This is a genomic window from Mesorhizobium sp. M0185 (assembly GCF_040322175.1).
GTDB lineage: Bacteria > Pseudomonadota > Alphaproteobacteria > Rhizobiales > Rhizobiaceae > Mesorhizobium.
The window spans coordinates 1-17,144 of the sequence record NZ_JAMYSY010000034.1 but is presented as its reverse complement, the minus strand read 5'-3'; the positions used below and the strand labels follow the sequence as shown (position 1 = coordinate 17,144).

Sequence of the window (17,144 nt, the reverse complement as noted above, 5' to 3'; positions counted from 1 at the left end):
GATGCACATTTCCACCACCGATGTCGCCATCGACATCATTGCCATGCACAAATGGTACGGCGAATTCCATGTGCTGAAGGACATCAATCTAAAGGTGATGCGCGGCGAGCGCATCGTCATCTGCGGCCCGTCGGGCTCCGGCAAATCGACGATGATCCGCTGCATCAACCGACTGGAGGAACACCAGAAGGGCAAGATCATAGTCGACGGCAAGGAACTGACCAACGATCTGAAGAAGATCGACGAGGTGCGCCGCGAGGTCGGCATGGTGTTCCAGCATTTCAACCTGTTTCCGCATCTGACCATCCTGGAGAATTGCACGCTGGCGCCGATCTGGGTGCGCAAGATGCCGAGGAAGCAGGCCGAGGAAATCGCCATGCATTTCCTCACGCGCGTCAAGATTCCGGAACAGGCCAACAAATATCCCGGCCAGCTTTCCGGCGGCCAGCAACAGCGCGTGGCGATCGCCCGCTCGCTGTGCATGAACCCGCGCATCATGCTGTTCGACGAGCCGACTTCGGCTCTCGATCCGGAAATGATCAAGGAAGTGCTGGAGACGATGGTCGGGCTGGCCGAGGAAGGCATGACCATGCTCTGCGTCACCCACGAGATGGGCTTTGCGCGCAAAGTCGCCAACCGGGTGATCTTTATGGATCAGGGTCAGATCGTCGAGCAGAACACGCCGGCCGAGTTCTTCGACCACCCGCGCCATGAACGCACGAAACTGTTCCTGTCGCAGATCCTGCACTGATCCTGTACGCCGGTTCGGGACAAGACCGGCGGACCGGGCTCTCTGTCTTGCTCGGGCCTTACGCGTATTCGACGAGCGGTGATGCTCGGGAGGATCTGCCCTTTGGTCGATGGCGAGCATCAGCAATTATCTTAGCACCCACAATCCTGCGACGATTGCCGCATATCGTGCAGCCTTGCCCAATGCGACAAGCATCACGAATATGCCGAGATGCATGCGGGCCGCGCCTGCCGCGACAGTGAAGGCGTCCCCGACGACCGGCAGCCAGGCGAATAGGAGCAGCCACGCGCCAAAGCGGCGAAAGCTCCGGCTGGCCCGCTGGTATCGTTCACGGGTGATGGGAAACCATCGCCTAGATTGCAGCGTATCGATGCCACGCCCCAGCGTCCAGTTCACCACCGAGCCGAGCGTGTTGCCGATTGTGGCGACCGCAAGCAGTAGCACCGGATCGCCACGGCCGCCGGCGATCAAGCCGGCGAGCACAACTTCCGACGAGACCGGCAAGATGGTTGCGGCTAGGAATGCGCTGGTGAACAGGGCGCCATAGATTGCCAGTGCAGCCACGTCGAGCGACCGGCTAGGCCTGCACGTCGACGACGCCCATCATGCCGAGCTGCTCGTGCTCCAGGATGTGGCAATGATACATCCTCCGCCCGGGGCGATCCTGGCGCAGCAAAAGCCGCATCGTTTCGCCGCGCGCCACGTTGACCGTGTCCTTCCAGGCGAGATAGGCCGGTTTCGAGACCTGCCCACCACGTTCGTGCTCGACCACTTGGAACTGCGTCCCATGAACATGGAACGGATGGTCCATGTCGGCCTTGTTGACGATTTCCCAGAGCTCGACCTGTCCTGTTTTCGACACCACGTCGATGCGGCCCATGTCGAACGCCGCGCTGTTGATCAGGAAGCCCATCTGCATATCCGTCGCGCTCATCGTCGTCGTTTCGGTGAACACGAAACGCCGGCTGACGGCAGGGGTGCCAAGTTGCGCAATTGGTCGAAGCTTTTCCGGCAGCGGAGGAAACGTCTCTGCAGGCGTGTCCAAAACATTGACCGTAAGCAATGTCAGGCCTGCATCGGCGGGGCGGCCTGCGCCCATCCAGCCGCGATCGTAGTCGAGCGTGCTCAGGGTGACGGGGCCGCGCTTCTCAAACGAGACGATCAGTTCAAGGCGTTCCGCCGGGCTGAGCAGGACATCCTTGGCTGCCACCGGCGCCTCCAGCAGACCGCCATCGGTGCCGATGATCGTCATGGGTGCGCCGTCGAAGGAGAGCCGCAAAAAGCGCGCGTTAGTCGCGTTGTAGAACCGAAATCGCCGCTTTGTTCCAAACGGGACGGATAGCGCGGGATTTTTTTGTCCATTGACCAGCACGTGATCGCCGACGCGCCCGTTCATCAAATCGACCATGGTGTTGTCCGGCATGGTGCCGTCGGCGGCAAGGCGAAGGTCTGTGAACATCAGCACAGTGTCGCCATACTCGGCCGGGATCGGGTCCGCCTTCGGCTTGACCACGAACGCGCCGGCAAGTCCGCGATAGACCTGCTCGGCCGTCTTGCCGTGCGGATGCGGATGATACCAGTACGACCCCGCGCTTCCTTCGGGCAGTTCGAAGCTGTAGGTGCGCTCCGTGCCCGTCGCAACGGGGTCCATAGGATTGCCATCCTGGTCAGCTGGAACCGGCATGCCATGCCAATGGATGGTGCTCGTCTCTTCAGGAATTCGGTTCGTGAATGCAATCTCGACACGGTCGCCTTCAGTCACCTCGATCAATGGCCCCGGGCTCATACCATTGTATCCAAGGATTGGCGTGTCGAGCCCTTCTGCAAAGCGAACCATGGCGGGTTCAGCCGTGAGGTTTGCTCTGAACAGGCGGGGCGCATTGGCTTCATTGGCTAGCAGCGGCAACTCGCGCAACGCCTGGCCCTCAGGCAGCATGGTCGCGCTTTTTGGTGCCGCGCCCATGTCGTGGCCCGCGTGCCCCATATCCATGCCGGGCATCTCGTCCATCTTCATCTGGGCGATGGCGCGCGGGCTGGCGAGAACCGTGGCAACGCCTGCGGCCAGAAAACAGCGTCGATCCATGTGTTGTCTCCGAGATTAAGGTCACGCGCGTCGGCACGCGGTGTAACTCACGTGGCACGCTCCGTAGCCAGGTTGACACTAGCCTCGGTCACGTCATGCCGCCGTCTTCAGCGCCTTTCAAGCGGGCGACACAGGAGGCGGAGGTCATGCCCTCGATCCCAATCTGAATCGCGGGAGCGGAAACAGGCTCGGCTGGGGTTATGAGCGACAGCGTTCATGGGTTTGCAGCTCCAACTGGGTAACTGCGACACGATAAAGGTTCCCATCACGGGAAGGTCAAGGGGCAAATTTCGAGGGCTGCTTCGGCACGACAGCGATGATTTGGGCTGGCTCAAAAGCCCTTGACCTTCCTGTGATGGGAAGCCCCATAACAACCCCACTAGAGGAGAGCCGCAATGATAAGACTGACAGTTCCGGAGCTGCGGGCAGGCGTCATCAGATCAGTCGGTTACAACGAAAATTGGCCTGCCTGAACAGCGTACGGTCGGCGCGGATCATAAGCGCGCCAGCCGCGTTTGTTGCCATTAGGAGTTGTATAACAAGCCGAGTGGGCGAGTGCGGCGATAGGTCAAGGGTTCATCCTGATGCTCATCCAACCGATCGATTATTTCCTCGTCGTCTGGTTCGCGCTGGCGCTGGGTTCGACGCTTTATGTCGGCTTCGACCAATATCGCAACAATCCCGAGCCGGTGGTGATGAAATGGGGCTTCATCCTGGTCACCCTCTATATGGGTCCGCTCGGCTTGCTGCTCTACGTGCTCGCCGACAAGGAACCCCGACCGGACGAGCATGAGGTGTTCACCCGGCCGCTCTGGAAGCAGGGCGTCGGCTCCACCATCCACTGCGTCGCCGGCGATGCGACCGGCATCATTCTTGCCGCCGCCGTCACGGCGGCGCTCGGCCTGCCGATGTGGATCGACCTGATCGTCGAATATCTCGCCGGCTTTGCCTTCGGCCTGTTCATCTTCCAGTCGCTGTTCATGAAATCGATGATGGGCGGCACCTATTGGGAAAACGTACGCAAGAGCTTCCTGCCCGAGTTCATCTCCATGAACTTCATGATGGCCGGCATGGCGCCGGTCATGAGCTTCCTGATGATGGGCCGCGACATGCGCGCGATGGAACCGACGGAGCTGTTGTTCTGGGGCGTGATGTCGATCGGCGTCATCGCCGGCTTTGCGCTTGCCTACCCGACCAATGTCTGGCTGGTCGCCCGGGGGCTGAAGCATGGGCTGATGACACAGCGCGCGCAGGCAGCCGGCATCGATGGTCGAGAGCAGCCTGCAACGGGGCAACATGCGCAGATGCAAATGCAGCAGGCCGACGCCAGTGGCCATCGCGGACAGCGCCACGATATAGCTTCCCACAAAGGCAAAGGCGGCGGCCATCACATGGAGACAGATGCCACAACGCCGCAGGTGGCTGCCCTGGGTGCCGTCTCCCTGCTGGCGCTCGCCATCGGCATGATCGCGCCGGCGAACTGGCTGAACCTGACGCTGTCGGCACGCGACGTCGGCGGGGTGATCATGCCGCGAGGCATGATCATGGATCGCGACACGCCGGCTGATACGATGCGCGACATGGCCGCTACCGATCCACGCCTCGTGGCCGCCTCTTATGGCCTGACGGCAAGGGGCGACCAGGAACTGCCGTTTCGGATAGAGAATGGCATCAAGGTGTTCGAGCTCAGGCCTTCAGTGGTCCGCTGGCAGATCCTGCCGGACGTCGCGGTCGACGCCTATGCCTATAATGGCCAGATTCCCGGCCCGCGAATTCACATTCGCCAGGGCGATCGGGTCAGGATCAACGTCACCAACGGCCTGCCTGAGGAAACGACGGTGCATTGGCATGGCTTGATCCTGCCGAACCAGATGGATGGGCCGGCCGAGATCACCCAGGCGCCGATCGAGCCCGGCCAATCCTATTCATACGAATTCACCGCAACCCAGCACGGAACCTATTTCTACCACCCCCATGCCAAGCCGGACCGGACCCAGGCGCTCGGCCTCTACGGTGCGCTGATCATCGATCCCGCCAATCCTGCCGACGAGGTCGCGGCCGACGATGATTACGTCATCCAGCTTCAGGAATGGCTGGTGCGGGAAGGGCTGACCTACCCGTCGATGCCGATGGACGGCGGCATGCCGAATTTCTTCACCATCAACGGCAAGGCCTATCCCTCGACCGAGACGATCCCGATGAAGGTCGGCGAGACGCTCAAGGTGCGGTTCATCGGCACCAACAACGGCTTCATCCATCCGATGCATATCCATGGCGGACCGTTCGAGGTCGTTGCCCGCGACGGCGAGACGGTCCCCGCTTCGGGTCGTTTCCTTGCCGATACGATCAACGTCGGGCCGGGTCAGCGCTACGACGTGATCTGGAAGGCGCAGCGTCCGGGCAAATGGCTGATCCATTGCCACATCCCGCATCACACCACGAACAACAATGTCGAGGAGAAGGGCGGCGGCGGACTGATGGTCGTGATCGATGTGACATGACCGGCGTCGCCTTGGCGCGTTCCAGCCGCTGCACCGGACCGGACACCATGCAGTGGCTGAAACCATATTTTCTCTTAAGCTGATGTGATCTGCCAGACAGCGACGCCGGCAAGGGCGAGACCGGCGGCGCCCTCGATGGCCCGGGAGATGGTTCGAACAGCCGTGGCTGGCGCGCGAAAAACTGTACAAGCCGTTCCCGAAACACGATCGACAACACGGCGACGCAGGACAGCGTCAGCGCCACGCCGACCATCATGGTGATGGCAAACAGGACGCCCGCTGCCGGAACACCCCTGGACATCGCGAAAGTCATAGCGAAAAGCGTAAGCGGACATGGGATCAGGCCTGCCATGACGCCGACAGCCTCGCCCTCGTGCCTGTGGTGATGGCTGTGGCTCAAAGCGCGCCAGAGCATCCAGACGCCAATGAGGCCGAGCAGCCCGCGACTGATGTGCTCCAGAAGCGGAGCGCGGCCGACGCTGCCCAATGCTATTGAGACCAGTGGCAGCGAGAGAGCCGCAATCAGAACGGCAATCGTCACATGCGTGAACGATAGCGTGATAGATACGAGCAGACCACGCGAGACCTTCGCATCCGAACCGGCAAGATACGTCGCCAGGACGGCCTTGCTGTGCCCCGGCGTCAGCGCATGGGCAGCCCCGAACACGACGCCCATCGGCAGGAAGGCCATGAACGCCAGCCAATTGCCTCCGGCCGCAAGCAGCTTGATCTGTTCGCCGAGCGTCAGATAGATCGTGCGCTGAAATTCGACGAGCGTCTGGAACATCGGACGAGACTAGCAGAAAATCGGCGAGCGTCAGTGCATGTGGCCGTGGTCATGCGTGTGCTCGTGAGGATGGTCGTTCTCTCCACGTTCCGTTGAAAACCGCACATTCGCCTCTGCCAGGGCCGGCATATGCTGGGATAGTTCGTCCTTCAGCGCTGCGGCGATCTTGTTCGCCGCCGACAGCGGCAGGGTTTCGTCCGCGGCAATTGCGATGTCGGCGTGCAATCTATGACCGATCCAGCGCGCCTTGGCATCGACAATGCGCGCGCCCGGAACATGCTCGGCGGCATGTCGGATTTCGTCCATCACACCGGGTTCGATTCCATCCAGCATGCGGGTCAGCACCGAGCGGGCCGATTGCCAGACGATACCGAAGATCGCAATCGTGATCAGCAGACCGACGATCGGATCGGCCAAGGAAAAGCCGAACCAGACGCCGATGGCTCCGATGACCACGGCAAGGCTGGTAAGTCCATCTGTGCGGGCGTGGTAGCCGTCGGCAATCAGTGCCGCGCTGTTGATTTCCCGACCGACGCGGATACGGAACACGGCAACCGCCTCGTTGCCGAGGAAGCCGACAATGCCCGCCGCAGTCAGCCAGCCCAGGTGTGTCACCACTTGTGGATTGATCAGCCTGTCGATGGCTTGGTAGGCAGCGACTACAGCGCTGAACAGGATGATGAGCACGATGATGATGCCGGCCAGATCCTCGACCCGGCCCAAGCCATAGGTGAAGATCCGCGACGGCTTGCGCCGCGCCAGCACGAACGCAATCCATAGCGGGATCGCCGTGGTCGCATCGCCGATGTTATGGATCGTATCGGCCAGCAATGCCACGCTCCCCGACAACGCAACCACGACCATCTGCAATGCTGCGGTGATCGCCAGGATCACGAACGACCATTTGATTGCCCAGATGCCCCGGTCGGTGGTGGCAATTGTCGCGTCGATGACGCCATGGCTGTGACCGTGCGGACCGTGACCGCCGTGATGATGTGCGGCGTGCGAGCCGAACCCGAGCCATTCCAGAATGGGGGCTACGATGGCATTCACAGATATTTCGCCAGCTGCTTGAGTTCCGCCAGCGAGTTGCCGCCGGTTTCGACGCTGTCCGTCAGGCAATGCTCGATGTGATCGTTGATCAGCTCGCGCTTGGCGCTGCTGATGGCCCTTTCGACGGCATGAAGCTGCTGCGCCAGGTCAACGCAAGGGCGATGCGCCTCGATCATCGCCAGCACCGCCGCAAGGTGGCCTTGCGCGCGCTTTAGGCGCTTTATGATGGAAGGATGCGAGGCGTGGAGGTGATCTGACATGCTTGAGCATATCCTCCCGGGGAGGATACGCGTCAAGCTCTAAGTCAGCTGTGCAACTTTCGGAGGGGCTTCACCTTGAGCATTGCTTGTTCTATGCCTTTCCCATGAAGAAGCTTGCCCGTTTTCTTGGCCTGCTGGTCGTTGCAGCAGTCCTTGCGGTGGCGCTGGGCACGCTGCTGCCGCGCCCGCTCTGGCCGGCGGCCGTTGCCGATCCGATCGGCACAAGCCACCGTATCCTGGTGCTGCAAAATCCGATCCACACCGACATCGCCATCCCGGTCGACGACGATGTGCGCCGGCGCTTCCATTTCCTGGTCGATGCCGGCATTCCCGCCGACATGGCGGAGGTCCGCTACATCGTCTTCGGCTGGGGCGGCCGCGCCTTCTATCTAGAGACGCCGACCTGGTCGGAACTGAAGGCAGTGCCGGTGATGAAGGCGCTGACCGTCGATGCCTCGGTGATGCATGTCGACATTTCAGGCGACATCGCCGAGCCGCATCCCGACGTCGCCGGCTTCGACATCGGCGAGGAGCGGTTTACCGCGCTGCTCGATTACATTGCGGCAAGCTTCCGGCACGGACCCAACGGGGCCATGCCGATCGAGAATGCGGCGTATTCCCGTTTCGATCGTTTCTTCGAAGCCAATGGCCATTTCAACGCGCTGGTCGGCTGCAACACCTGGGCGGCGGCTGCACTGCGCACGGCCGGGCTGCGCACCGGCTGGTGGAACCCGCTGCCGGCCTCGCTCGGCCTTTCGATGCGGCTTTACAATTGACAAGGCGACTTAGGACCGCCGAGCGTCCAACGCCCGCCAGCCATAGAGCCAGTCGAGATCGGCGGCGAGTTTTTCGGGCGAGCGCATCGCCAGGAACAGGTTGCGGGCCATCGCCACCGGCCCGGCCGCATGCCAGGCGAGGCGGTTGACGACGCCGCGGCGGGCGACCTGGGCGACGCGCGGCCGCCGCGCCTGTTCCCAGGCGACAAGCGCGCTGCTGAGATCGGCAGGCGAGGTGGCAACGAAACCGGCAAGGGTTACCGCGTCCTCGATCGCCATCGCCGCGCCCTGTGCGGCAAACGGCGTCATCGCATGCGCCGCATCGCCGATCAGCGCGATCCCTTCCGGCGTCGTCCACCGCCGCTGCTCGACGGTGTGGATCGGCCATGCCGTCCATGGCGCGGCCTCGCTCGCCAGACGGACCAGCGCCGGCGCGGTACCGCGCATGGCGCTGGCGAGGCTGGCGGGGTTGGCATGCCCCGACCAGCCCTCGGCGATGCGCTTGCCCCTGGTGAAGGCCGCAAGGTTGAAGGCAGTGCCACGGCTGACCGGATAGGCGACCATGTGGAAGCCGGGATAGAGGAATGCGGTAACGCAATCGGGCGCACCGATCACCCTGAAGGCTTGTCCGGCGGGGCTGTCGGCGGCCACCGTGGCGCGCCAGGCAAGCTCGCCCGAAAACCGGCTTCTGCCGAATTCGGCCGCCTTGCGGGCCAGTTTTTCTCGCACCGACGACCAGACGCCATCGGCGCCGATCAGCAGACAGCCAGCCTCGACCGTGTCGCCATCAGCCGATGCAGTGACGGTAACACCTTTCGATCCGGCTGCGATGTCGGTCACCCGCGCGCCGGCGATCAGATCGATACCGGGCTGCTCCGAAACTCGCTGCATCAGCGCTGACTGCAGATCCGCGCGGTGGGCAACGAGATAGGGCGCTCCCCAGCGCGTTTCGGCCGCCTGGCCAAGCGGTACGCGCGCCAGCTTGCGCAGCGTGGCGGCATCCTTGAGCACGACCGCCTCCGGCCGCACCGCCGTCGCCAGCAGCCGATCGAGTACGCCGAGCTGCCGTAGGATGCGCGTCGCGTTGGGCGAAAGCTGGATACCGGCGCCGGCAGCCTCGAGGTGCTGCGCCTGTTCGAACAGTTTTATCCGATAGCCGCGCTCGGCGAAGGCCAGTGCCGCGGTCAGCCCGGCGACGCCCGCCCCGGCGATGACCACCTGCCGGGACTGCGTTTCCTGCATCAGGCTTGTCGCGGAAGAATCAGGCGGCCTGGTCGAGATAGAGGCAGCCCGGCGGCTGCGTTTCCAACGCCTTCAGCTTCGGCGAATAGCGATAGAGCGTCGAGCAATACGGGCAGACTTTTTCGTTGTCGTCGCCCATGTCGAGAAATACATGGGGGTGGTCGAAAGGCGGATTGGCGCCGGTGCACATGAATTCCTTGACGCCGATGTCGATTGCCGGATAGCCCGCATCGTTCTGGAAATGGGGAATGGAACCGCCTGCCATCGTCGTCTCCTGATCTTGTCGATTGCATCTGGATCATAACCCGTCTCTTTGCAAGATCGATGAAATGAAACTGTCGCAAAAGCCTGTCAGAGGATAAGTTAAGCCGGTTAAGGCTATGGTCGTCGAACGGTGTGGGAAGAGCGGAAACCATGAACGAACTGAAGCCGGTGCAGAACGAATTCATCACCGTCGAGGCGGCGAGCCGCGAAGGCGGCAATCCCGACCGCTTCGTCAACCGCGAGTTTTCCTGGCTGCAATTCAACCGGCGCGTGCTCGAAGAGTCGCTGAACGCCAACCATCCGCTGCTCGAGCGTGTTCGCTTCCTGTCGATATCGGCCGCCAACCTCGACGAGTTCTTCATGGTCCGCGTTGCGGGTCTTGCCGGCCAGGTGCGCGAGGGCATCGTGCTGAAGAGCCCGGACGGACGCACGCCCGAGCAGCAGCTCGAACAATTGCTGCGCGAGGTCGAGCGCCTGCAGGAGGACCAGCAGAAAAGCCTTTCGGCGCTGATGCTGCTGCTCGACAAGGAAGGCATCGAGAGCATCACCCGCGATGCGCTGAGCAAGGACGAGAAGATCTGGCTCGAGGACCATTTCCAGGAGCAGGTATTTCCGGTGCTGACGCCGCTGTCGATCGACCCGGCGCATCCGTTCCCGTTCATTCCCAATCTCGGTTTCTCGATGGCGTTGCAATTGCGCCACCGTAAGAACAGCGAGGAAATGAGCGCGCTTTTGCGCCTGCCGGTGGCGCTGAGGCGCTTCATCCGCTTGCCGGATCGCAAGCGCCATGTCCGCTTCATCCCGCTCGAGGAGGCGGTCGGTCTTTATATCGGCAAGCTGTTCCCGGGCTACGAGGTCAAGGGTTCCGGCACGTTCCGCATCATCCGCGACAGCGATATCGAGGTCGAGGAAGAATCCGAGGATCTGGTGCGCCTGTTCGAGACGGCGCTGAAGCGGCGGCGCCGCGGCTCGGTTATCCGGATCGAATTCGACCGGCTGATGCCGCCCGAACTGCGCGACTTCGTCGCCGGCGAGCTTGGCGTTTCGGCAAGCCGCATCAGCGTGCTCACCGGTCCGCTGGCGCTCAGCCAGATCTCGGAGATCGTCGCCGTCGCCCGCGACGATCTGAAATTCACCCCCTACAATCCCCGCTTTCCCGAGCGCATCCGCGAGCATGGCGGCGATTGTTTTGCCGCGATCCGCGAGAAGGACATCATCGTCCACCACCCCTACGAATCCTTCGACGTCGTGGTGCAGTTCCTGCGTCAGGCGATGGCCGATCCGGAAGTGGTAGCGATCAAGCAGACGCTCTATCGCACCTCCAACGACAGCCCGATCGTACGCGCTTTGGTCGACGCCGCCGAGGCCGGCAAGTCGGTGACCGCGCTGGTCGAGCTCAAGGCGCGCTTCGACGAGGAGGCCAACATCCGCTGGGCGCGCGACCTCGAGCGCGCCGGCGTCCAGGTGGTCTTCGGCTTTCTCGAACTGAAGACCCATGCGAAAATGTCGCTGGTGGTGCGGCGCGAGGACGGCAGGCTGCGCAATTACGTGCATCTCGGCACCGGCAACTACCACCCGGTCACGGCACGCATCTACACCGACCTGTCCTTCTTCACCACCGCCCCGACGATCGCGCGCGATGTCGCCCAGTTGTTCAACTTCATCACCGGCTATGCCGAGCCGGCCGAGCAGATGCGGCTGGCCATCTCGCCGTTCACGCTACGCGACCGCATCCTCCAGCACATTTCGGATGAGATCAGCCACGCGCTGGAGGGCAGGCCGGCCCGCATCTGGATGAAGATGAACGCCTTGGTCGACCCGATCGTCATCGATGCCCTCTATGATGCCAGCCGCGCCGGCGTCGAGATCGATCTCGTCGTGCGCGGCATCTGCTGCCTGAGGCCGCAGGTGCCCGGCCTGTCGGAGAACATAAGGGTGAAATCGATCGTCGGCCGTTTCCTCGAGCACAGCCGCATCTATTGCTTCGGCAACGGTCACGGCCTGCCCTCGGACGGGGCGATCGTCTACATCTCCTCGGCCGATCTGATGCCACGCAATCTCGACCGCCGCGTCGAGACCATGGTGCCGATCACCAATCCAACTGTGCATGAGCAGGTGCTCGGCCAGATCATGCTCGGCAACATCATGGACAACCAGCAAAGTTTCGACGTATTGGCTGACGGAACCTCCCGGCGCGTCGTGCTGGAGGAGGGCGAGGAACCGTTCAACGCGCAGGAATATTTCATGACCAATCCGAGCCTGTCCGGACGGGGCGATGCGTTGAAGTCGCATGCGCCCAAGCGCATCGCGCAGTTCAAGCGCCGCAAGAAACAGAACGCAGCGACGGGCTGATGATTTCAGCGTCCCAGGGCCGGCTTCAGGACCGCCGACCGCTGTCCATCATCGATATCGGATCGAACTCGATCCGTCTTGTCATCTATGAGGGGCTGGCGCGTTCGCCGACCTTGCTGTTCAACGAAAAGATGCTGGCCGGCCTCGGCCGCGGCATCGTTTCGACCGGAAAGCTCGATCCCGAGGCGGTGACGCGCTCGATGGAAGAGTTCCGCCGTTTCCGCGCACTCTCCGACCAGGCCGGCGCCGAGCGCATATATGTGCTGGCGACCGCCGCCGCTCGCGAGGCCGTCAACGGCCCCGACTTCATCCACCGCGCCGAGGATGTGCTCAAGACCGAGATCCAGGTGCTGAGCGGCCGCGAGGAAGCCCATTATTCGGCGCTCGGCGTCATCTCCGGTTTCCACCCGGCCAACGGCATTGCCGGCGACCTTGGCGGCGGCAGCCTCGAACTGATCGACATCGATGGTGAGACGATCGGTGACGGCATCACGCTGCCGTTGGGCGGCTTGCGCCTGCAGGACATGGCGAAGAACTCGCTGACCCAGGCGGCAAGGATCACGCGCGACCAACTGGCGCGGGCGAAATTGCTGAAGGGCGGGCAGGGCAGGACCTTCTACACGGTCGGCGGCACCTGGCGAAATCTCGCCCGGCTACACATGGAAATGACCAACTACCCGCTCGGCGTCATGCACCATTACGAGATCGGCATCGAAAGCGCCGCGAACTTCCTCCGGCAGGTTGCCAAGGCCGAGATCGACAAGATCAAAGGCATCGAGGGCATCTCCAAGAACCGCCGCTCGCTGCTGCCCTATGGCGCCATCGTGCTGCAGGAGATCATGGCGGCGATGCAGCCGTCGAAGATCATCGTGTCGGCGCTGGGCGTGCGCGAGGGCTTTCTCTATTCGCTGCTCGACAAGGCCGAGCAGAAAGCCGATCCGCTGATCTCGGCGGCGGAAGAGCTTGCCCGCCTGCGCTCGCGCTCGGTCGACCACGCGCATGAGCTTGTCGAGTGGACCGGCAAGGCGTTCGCCGCCTTCGGCATCGACGAGACCAGGGATGAGGCGCGCTACCGCCACGCCGCCTGCCTGCTCGCCGATATCGGCTGGCGTGCCCATCCCGAATATCGCGGCAAGCAATCGCTCAACATCATCGCCCACGCCTCCTTCATCGGCGTCGATCATCCCGGCCGCGCCTTCCTGGCGCTTGTCAGCCTGTTTCGCCACGAGGGCGTGTTCAATGAAGCCGCTCCGGAAATCCGCGGACTGGCGACACCGCGCTATCTCGAGCGCGCCCGCGTCTTGGCGGCGCTGCTGCGCGTCGTCTATCTCCTGACGGCGGCAATGCCCGGCGTCATGTCGCGACTGAAATGGGAAAACCGCGGCAATGGCGTGCTGGCGCTGGTGCTGCCGGCAGCGCTGGCCGATCTTTACGGCGAGCGGCCCGCCGGCCGGCTGGCACAACTGGCAAGGGTGACCAACCGTCGGCTGGTGCTGGCGGTCGAGGGCGGGCCTAGTGTTTCGGTGAAGTAGCTTCAGGCGCGGCACTGAAATGGATGCCAATCGCGACGACTGCACGCTGAGGGGAAGAAGATCGTGAAATCCAGTCAAATCCTGCCGCTGCTGCTTTCCGTCCTGTCATTGTTGATTGTCGACGCGGCCAGAGCTCAGACGGTTTCCAAGGTTTCCGTTGCTGCAAAAGGCGCGTTTGAGTTTGAGAAGAGTTATCCAAAAGGCGCAGACGGCAAAACACCATTCAATCTGCTCAAAGGTTTTTTAAAACCTAAAAGTGGGCAAAAGATAAATTACTTTGTATTTAGAATAAGCGACGAAATGATCAAATTTCAAAGATCGATTTCGATGAACACGTTTTTTGCGGACGTTAATCTCTGTCCTGGCGCTGTCGATCGAACTCTGTCCGTTCATCAGCCCCTCGGCAACTTTCTTGACCCTGTCGTGGGCCGAACCGACCTGTTGCCATACCTGAAGAGGGCAAGCCTGATCCAATTGCGTAACTACCTGTATGTCGCGATTGACAGCAATCTTCGGAGCTACTCCCCCAAGGGCGCAGATCAATATGGATATGAATGGCTGCCGATCGCGGTGGAAAGCAGACTGGTTTGCCTGACCATCAGCGTCGGTCAAATGGGGCATGGCGCCTTTCTCTCTCAGCCCATAAACATAACCAGGCTTGCGGAGTTCGTCTTTCTCGACAGCAAATGAGCCGAGCCGGGCGGCAGCTTAGCCAGTCCCTGCAGCCATCCGGCCGTCGGCCGACCATGCACCCGCGCCAGCCATCGCCAGCGCCAGAAAACCGCCTGATATCGCGATGTCCTTCATCAGCATCTGCGAATGCATGAAGGTCAGCGTCGGATCGCCGCCGCCCTGGCCATAGTGGCCGATGAACGCTGTCGCGACGCAAAAGGCGGCGAGCAGCAGCGCCACGATCGGCGTCTTGAGGCCGACGAGGATGAGCAGCCCGGCGATCAGTTCGAACAGCCCGGTGCCCCAGGCAGCCAGCGTCGGCAGCGGCAGGCCGAGGCCGGCGAAATAGCCGGTCGTGCCGGCAATGTCGGCAAGCGCATGGAAGCCGGACGGCACGAACAGTGCGGCGAACATTAGTCGGGAAAGCAAAAGCAGCGCATTGCGGGGCATGGCAACCTCCGTTGTCGGCCGGGTGGCCAAGAGCCCCGATCCTAGCAGAATTCCGGTCAGCGGACCGACAGGCACAAACGACAACGAAAAAGGGGCGCGGAAAATTCCGCGCCCCTTTGTTCAGGAAATGCTGGGCTGCTTCAGCCGCGCTTGGCGTCGATTGAATACGCGCCTGGGCCCGAGGAGGCGAGCACGACGAAGCCGCCGGCAATGCCGAGGTTCTTCATGAAATTGATCATCTGCATCTGATCGGCCCAGCCGGTGTGGGCGACCAGCGCGGTGGCGACGGTGAAGATCGCCATTACCCAGCCGACGATCCGGGTCTGGAAGCCGACGAGGATGGCCAGGCCGCCAAGCAGTTCGATAAGGCCGACGACAATGGCGGTCACCATCGGCAGCGGCAGGCCGAGGCTGCCGAAATAGCCGGCCGTGCCGGCAATCGCCGTCAGCTTGCCGAAACCGGAAAGCAGGAAGATGACCGAAAGCAGGATGCGGCCGAGCAGGATCGTGCCCGAGGCGCCGGAGGCGGTGCCGGAACCGGCAAACGAAGTGTTGGTGGACGTGTTGGTGGACATGCGTAACTCTCCAGAAGGGTTTGGCCAAACGGCTTGGGATACCCGTCTAGTTAGCGCAGGCCGACTGTTCACCAAAGATGCCAGATTGGTTACGGATTGTTCACCCAGGTAACGTTTTCGCGATCAACTTACCCTGGGTGCGTCATGTCCTCCGGCCGCACCAGCCGCTCATAATCGGCTTCGCTGACCAGCCCGGTGGCCAGCGCTTCCTCGCGCAGCGTTGTGCCGTTCTTGTGCGCCGCCTTGGCGATCTTGGCGGCGTTGTCATAGCCGATCGTCGGCGCCAGCGCCGTCACCAGCATCAGCGAACGGTCGAGCGCTGCCTTGATGTTGTCTTCGCGGGCCTCGATGCCGACGACGCAATTGTCAGTGAACGACACCGAAGCGTCGGCCAGCAGCTGCACCGACTGCAGGAAACAATAGGCCATCAGCGGATTGTAGACGTTGAGTTCGAAATGGCCCTGGCTGCCGGCGAAGCTGATCGCCGCATTGTTGCCGAAGACCTGCACGCAAACCTGCGTCATCGCTTCGCACTGGGTCGGGTTGACCTTGCCCGGCATGATCGACGAGCCCGGTTCGTTTTCCGGCAGCGACAATTCACCGAGGCCCGAACGCGGGCCGGAACCGAGCAGACGGATGTCGTTGGCGATCTTGAACAGCGCCGCCGCGCAGGCATTGATGGCGCCGTGCGAGAAGACCATGGAATCATGGGCGGCAAGCGCCTCGAACTTGTTCGGCGCGGTGACGAAATCGATGCCGGTGATTGCGGCGATGCGCGCCGCCACCTTTTCGGCAAAGCCGACCGGTGCATTGAGGCCGGTGCCGACCGCGGTGCCGCCCTGTGCCAATTCCTGCAGGCCGGGCAGCGTCATCTCGATGCGCTTGATCGAGGAGGCGACCTGCGCCGCATAGCCTGAGAATTCCTGGCCGAGCGTCAGCGGCGTCGCGTCCTGTGTATGGGTGCGGCCGATCTTGACAATATGGGCGAAAGCCTTGGTCTTGGCGTCGAGTGCCGCATGCAAATGTCTTAGCGCCGGCAGCAGGTCGTGAATGATGCGCTCGGCGCAGGCGATGTGCATTGCCGTCGGATAGGTGTCGTTCGACGACTGGCTCATATTGACGTGGTCGTTGGGATGCACCGGCTTCTTTGATCCCATGACACCGCCCAGAAGCTCGATTGCCCGGTTGGAGATCACCTCATTGGCGTTCATGTTGGACTGCGTGCCCGAACCGGTCTGCCAGACGACCAGCGGGAAATGCTCGTTGAGCTTGCCGTCGATGACCTCCTGGGAGGCCTCGATAATGGCCTTGCCGATTGCCGGATCGAGCCGCTTCAGCTCCATATTGGCCTCCGCTGCCGCCCGCTTGACGATGCCCAGCGCCCGCACGATCGAGGCAGGTTGTTTCTCCCAGCCGATCTTGAAATTGGCCAGCGAACGCTGCGCCTGCGCGCCCCAATAGCGGTCGGCGGCGACCTCGATGGGACCGAACGTGTCGGTTTCGGTTCTGGTCTCTGGCGCGCTCACGTGTCTCTCCGGTTTGCAATTTGCAATCGGCGTATCGCGTTGCACAAATGCCTTCAAGCGGAGATTGCGGGTGACGGGAATGCAAATCGGTTGAAGGTGCTGGCAATCTCCCCACTTGAGGGGGAGATGTCGCCGAAGGCGACAGAGGGGGTCGGTAGGTCTTGACGCAACTCCCATAGCGGACGGAACAGGCTGGTGTTCCACGCGAGACGACCCCCTCTGTCCTGCCGGACATCTCCCCCTCGAGGGCAGGGGAATCGCATATGGCGATTTTGGGGTTGAGTTTAGGCTGAGAAAGGATTCTTTGGAGAGGCAGTTGA

Annotated in this window: 15 protein-coding genes and 1 pseudogene; 6 read left to right on the top strand and 10 right to left on the bottom strand. The window is 62.2% G+C overall.

From position 1 onward, the window contains the following. Position 1: 1 nt before the first annotated feature. On the top strand, positions 2–751 hold the full coding sequence (locus NKJ20_RS23390; protein ID WP_031194215.1) for an amino acid ABC transporter ATP-binding protein: 750 nt from the start codon (positions 2–4) through the stop codon (positions 749–751). Between the two features lie 126 nt (positions 752–877). On the opposite strand, the gene NKJ20_RS23385 is transcribed toward NKJ20_RS23390, so the two are convergent. Together NKJ20_RS23385 and NKJ20_RS23380 are read right to left on the bottom strand one after the other, a co-directional pair. Beyond that, positions 878–1,315, bottom strand: coding sequence for a YqaA family protein (locus NKJ20_RS23385; protein ID WP_352743421.1), 438 nt, complete (start codon positions 1,313–1,315; stop codon positions 878–880). 13 nt (positions 1,316–1,328) lie between these two features. After that, positions 1,329–2,765: a multicopper oxidase family protein gene (locus NKJ20_RS23380; RefSeq protein WP_352747306.1), complete on the bottom strand. Its 1,437-nt coding sequence runs from the start codon at positions 2,763–2,765 to the stop codon at positions 1,329–1,331. A 653-nt stretch (positions 2,766–3,418) separates the two neighbouring features. Here NKJ20_RS23380 and NKJ20_RS23375 point away from each other — a divergent pair. After that, entirely contained in the window at positions 3,419–5,335 is a 1,917-nt protein-coding gene (locus tag NKJ20_RS23375) for a multicopper oxidase domain-containing protein (RefSeq protein WP_352747304.1), read from the top strand. A 74-nt stretch (positions 5,336–5,409) separates the two neighbouring features. Here the strand turns inward: NKJ20_RS23375 and NKJ20_RS23370 are convergent. The 3 genes and pseudogenes from NKJ20_RS23370 to NKJ20_RS23360 all read right to left on the bottom strand — a co-directional run bounded on the left by NKJ20_RS23370 (position 5,410) and on the right by NKJ20_RS23360 (position 7,435). Beyond that, positions 5,410–6,122 (bottom strand): annotated as a pseudogene (locus tag NKJ20_RS23370) (HoxN/HupN/NixA family nickel/cobalt transporter). 30 nt (positions 6,123–6,152) lie between these two features. Then, the gene (locus tag NKJ20_RS23365) at positions 6,153–7,175 is read right to left on the bottom strand and encodes a cation diffusion facilitator family transporter (protein ID WP_502894987.1); all 1,023 of its coding nucleotides are present in this window, start codon (positions 7,173–7,175) and stop codon (positions 6,153–6,155) included. After that, complete coding sequence (locus NKJ20_RS23360; protein WP_023719742.1) at positions 7,172–7,435, bottom strand: metal-sensing transcriptional repressor; 264 nt, start codon at positions 7,433–7,435, stop codon at positions 7,172–7,174. The genes NKJ20_RS23365 and NKJ20_RS23360 overlap by 4 nt, the downstream gene beginning before the upstream one ends. 104 nt (positions 7,436–7,539) lie before the next feature. On the opposite strand from NKJ20_RS23360, the gene NKJ20_RS23355 reads away from it, so the two are divergent. Beyond that, positions 7,540–8,211: a TIGR02117 family protein gene (locus tag NKJ20_RS23355; protein ID WP_352747302.1), complete on the top strand. Its 672-nt coding sequence runs from the start codon at positions 7,540–7,542 to the stop codon at positions 8,209–8,211. Positions 8,212–8,220: 9 nt separating this feature from the next. On the opposite strand, the gene NKJ20_RS23350 is transcribed toward NKJ20_RS23355, so the two are convergent. Together NKJ20_RS23350 and NKJ20_RS23345 are read right to left on the bottom strand one after the other, a co-directional pair. Beyond that, the gene (locus NKJ20_RS23350; protein ID WP_352747301.1) at positions 8,221–9,453 is read right to left on the bottom strand and encodes an FAD-dependent monooxygenase; all 1,233 of its coding nucleotides are present in this window, start codon (positions 9,451–9,453) and stop codon (positions 8,221–8,223) included. A gap of 19 nt (positions 9,454–9,472) precedes the next feature. After that, positions 9,473–9,718, bottom strand: a complete 246-nt coding sequence (locus NKJ20_RS23345; protein WP_023677627.1) for a zinc-finger domain-containing protein — start codon at positions 9,716–9,718, stop codon at positions 9,473–9,475. Positions 9,719–9,867: 149 nt separating this feature from the next. Between NKJ20_RS23345 and NKJ20_RS23340 the strand changes: the two genes are divergently transcribed. From NKJ20_RS23340 to NKJ20_RS23330, 3 genes are all read left to right on the top strand, one after another. Then, complete coding sequence (locus NKJ20_RS23340; protein ID WP_352747300.1) at positions 9,868–12,069, top strand: RNA degradosome polyphosphate kinase; 2,202 nt, start codon at positions 9,868–9,870, stop codon at positions 12,067–12,069. Next, entirely contained in the window at positions 12,069–13,601 is a 1,533-nt protein-coding gene (ppx, locus tag NKJ20_RS23335; protein WP_352747298.1) for an exopolyphosphatase, read from the top strand. Before NKJ20_RS23340 ends, ppx begins: the two co-directional genes overlap by 1 nt. Positions 13,602–13,664: 63 nt before the next feature. Further along, positions 13,665–14,291 (top strand): hypothetical protein, encoded by a 627-nt coding sequence (locus NKJ20_RS23330; protein WP_352747296.1) that lies wholly within the window; start codon positions 13,665–13,667, stop codon positions 14,289–14,291. A gap of 18 nt (positions 14,292–14,309) precedes the next feature. On the opposite strand, the gene NKJ20_RS23325 is transcribed toward NKJ20_RS23330, so the two are convergent. From NKJ20_RS23325 to fumC, 3 genes are all read right to left on the bottom strand, one after another. Beyond that, the gene (locus tag NKJ20_RS23325; RefSeq protein WP_352452771.1) at positions 14,310–14,723 is read right to left on the bottom strand and encodes a DoxX family protein; all 414 of its coding nucleotides are present in this window, start codon (positions 14,721–14,723) and stop codon (positions 14,310–14,312) included. A 140-nt stretch (positions 14,724–14,863) separates the two neighbouring features. Next, positions 14,864–15,298 (bottom strand): DoxX family protein, encoded by a 435-nt coding sequence (locus NKJ20_RS23320; protein ID WP_352452770.1) that lies wholly within the window; start codon positions 15,296–15,298, stop codon positions 14,864–14,866. A 128-nt stretch (positions 15,299–15,426) separates the two neighbouring features. Further along, positions 15,427–16,824: a class II fumarate hydratase gene (gene fumC, locus NKJ20_RS23315; protein ID WP_352452768.1), complete on the bottom strand. Its 1,398-nt coding sequence runs from the start codon at positions 16,822–16,824 to the stop codon at positions 15,427–15,429. Positions 16,825–17,144: the final 320 nt, after the last annotated feature.

Excerpts from the sequence above, each read along its gene's own strand:
- NKJ20_RS23390 (WP_031194215.1), top strand. The coding sequence starts at position 2 with ATGCACATTTCCACCACCGATGTCGCCATCGACATCATTGCCATGCAC.
- NKJ20_RS23380 (WP_352747306.1), bottom strand. The coding sequence starts at position 2,765 with ATGAAGATGGACGAGATGCCCGGCATGGATATGGGGCACGCGGGCCAC.
- NKJ20_RS23375 (WP_352747304.1), top strand. The coding sequence starts at position 3,419 with ATGCTCATCCAACCGATCGATTATTTCCTCGTCGTCTGGTTCGCGCTG.
- NKJ20_RS23360 (WP_023719742.1), bottom strand. The coding sequence starts at position 7,435 with ATGTCAGATCACCTCCACGCCTCGCATCCTTCCATCATAAAGCGCCTA.
- NKJ20_RS23355 (WP_352747302.1), top strand. The coding sequence starts at position 7,540 with ATGAAGAAGCTTGCCCGTTTTCTTGGCCTGCTGGTCGTTGCAGCAGTC.
- NKJ20_RS23350 (WP_352747301.1), bottom strand. The coding sequence starts at position 9,453 with ATGCAGGAAACGCAGTCCCGGCAGGTGGTCATCGCCGGGGCGGGCGTC.
- NKJ20_RS23345 (WP_023677627.1), bottom strand. The coding sequence starts at position 9,718 with ATGGCAGGCGGTTCCATTCCCCATTTCCAGAACGATGCGGGCTATCCG.
- NKJ20_RS23340 (WP_352747300.1), top strand. The coding sequence starts at position 9,868 with ATGAACGAACTGAAGCCGGTGCAGAACGAATTCATCACCGTCGAGGCG.
- ppx (WP_352747298.1), top strand. The coding sequence starts at position 12,069 with ATGATTTCAGCGTCCCAGGGCCGGCTTCAGGACCGCCGACCGCTGTCC.
- NKJ20_RS23325 (WP_352452771.1), bottom strand. The coding sequence starts at position 14,723 with ATGCCCCGCAATGCGCTGCTTTTGCTTTCCCGACTAATGTTCGCCGCA.
- NKJ20_RS23320 (WP_352452770.1), bottom strand. The coding sequence starts at position 15,298 with ATGTCCACCAACACGTCCACCAACACTTCGTTTGCCGGTTCCGGCACC.